The organism is Pararhizobium sp. P1_E7 (assembly GCF_056405855.1).
Genome location: NZ_JBFUBH010000196.1, coordinates 1 through 1,848, shown reverse-complemented (window position 1 = coordinate 1,848; position 1,848 = coordinate 1). Strand labels below are relative to the sequence as shown.

1 protein-coding gene and 1 pseudogene are annotated in these 1,848 nt (G+C 52.3%); one reads left to right on the top strand and one right to left on the bottom strand.

Annotated elements, in window-relative coordinates; translation table 11 throughout:
• A pseudogene (locus AC1D17_RS28840) lies at positions 1-94 on the bottom strand (methionyl-tRNA formyltransferase); the annotation flags it as partial.
• A gap of 449 nt (positions 95-543) precedes the next feature.
• Here AC1D17_RS28840 and AC1D17_RS28835 point away from each other — a divergent pair.
• A complete protein-coding gene (locus tag AC1D17_RS28835; RefSeq protein ID WP_477568617.1) occupies positions 544-1,629 on the top strand; it encodes a glycosyltransferase in 1,086 nt (361 codons plus the stop codon).
• Positions 1,630-1,848: the final 219 nt, after the last annotated feature.

Genomic DNA, 1,848 nt, shown 5'->3' with positions numbered 1-1,848 from the left:
GCGTTACGACGAGAACGGGTGGTTCTCCGGCCTTCACGAGTGCGTCGAATGCGACTTTCGAACTTTCAACAGCGCCAACAAGAACAACACGCATCTTTTTTCACCCCGAAAAGTCTTCAGGCGCGTCAGGCACCAGCTATCATCAGAGACGAATTTACAATCTGCAGCGCATAGACGCAGGAGCTTTGCTACGGCAACCTTGTCAAAAATATAAAGGCTTAGCTTTGAGCCTTTCCCATTTCGAGATATAAATCATCACATACGAGAAATTGTCCAGCTGATTACAATGCAAATCAACCAATGAATATTTCACTGTGCTTTGATATCATCTTCAACGCGAACCTAATGCCGTTTGCATATCAGGCCGCGTGCGAAACAGCCGGTTCTGCGGTAGAATGTCCAGTGGTTTTCTCTGGACGATAATCTTGCGCTGGCGACCTTTGACTGAGCATCCATTGATGCAAAGGCTCGCGGTTCTGGCAATTGCAATTCGGGGACTGTTGAAAACAAACGACGTGTTTGAGTATTAAACGGACCGCCATGATGATCATGCATGTCATTACCAATTTCACCGCGAGTGCCGGCGCCGAAACCATGCTTACGCGCTTGCTGCGAATTTCAGGCGGCCGACGGATCGTTGTTGTATCTCTCATGGGAATATCGGCGCGCAATCGAGCCCTCGCCAATAATCCCAGAGTTACCTACGTCGCGCTGGAAGCGGGAGCCCCTACGGCCTTGCTGGGCGCAATTTTCACATTGACGAAGTTGATTCGGCAAGAGCAGCCGACGGCGGTGCTTTGCTGGATGTATCATGCGATGATTGCAGGCACGATCGCGGCAGGCCTTTCGCGCCGGCATACGCCAGTGTTCTGGAATGTCCGTCAATCGCTGGATGATCCAGCTTCATTGTCGCGCAGTTCCCGTATCGCCATCGCGGTCTCGAAGTTGCTGTCGCGCCGTGCCGCCGGCTTTATCTACAATTCCTCACGGGCTCTGGAAATGCACGGCGCCTATGGCTACAGCAATCACAACGCCGTCGTCATTCCCAACGGTTTCGATCTCCCGCCTCTGACCGCGCCAGTGTCGCGTGTTGCAAAACGGATCGGCATAGCGGCTCGCTTTCATCCGCAAAAAGACTATGCGACGTTCTTCCAGGCGGCCAAACTGGTTTCGCAGACACATCCGGATGCGACTTTTACGGCCGCCGGTCACGGACTGTCCTGGGACAATCCTGCTGTTGCGCAGTTGATTGCCGACGCAGCGCTGCCGTCAGGTCGGATCGAACTTCAAGGAGAGGTTACAGACATGGCCGGCTTCTATCAGGGCATTGACATACTGGCGCTGTCCTCGCGGACGGAGGGCTTTCCCAATGTCATCGCGGAGGCCATGAGCTTCGCAAAGCCGGTGGTGACGACCAATGTCGGCGATGCCGCCATCGTCGTCGGCAATGGCGGCATCGCGGTGCCGGCGAGGGATCCAAAGGCGCTTGCAGCTGCCATGTGCACGTTGCTCGACGCAGATCCAGGCGGCTATGCGCAATATGCCCGCAACGCCAGAGAGCGAATCGAACGCGAATATACGCTGGCTGCGGTGGAAACGAAGTATTTGGATTTTTTGAACAAAATATGAAATTTTAGGGCGGGATTTCCGAATGAATCCGCTTGATCCCGTGACGAACAAAGTATGATGTAAGTTTCAACATTAATTCAGCAGCTTATGAGCCAAGATTGATGTAAAATTCTGAAATCTTGCTGTTATTCAGCACTCAACGATATGGATTCTGCATTGTTTATCCACAGATAGACATGGATGAAGGTCGGTTTTATTTCCATTAATGGTTGTGAAATC

Bases quoted from the DNA above. Each gene is read 5' to 3' on its own strand.
- AC1D17_RS28835 (WP_477568617.1), top strand. From the start codon at position 544: ATGATCATGCATGTCATTACCAATTTCACCGCGAGTGCCGGCGCCGAA.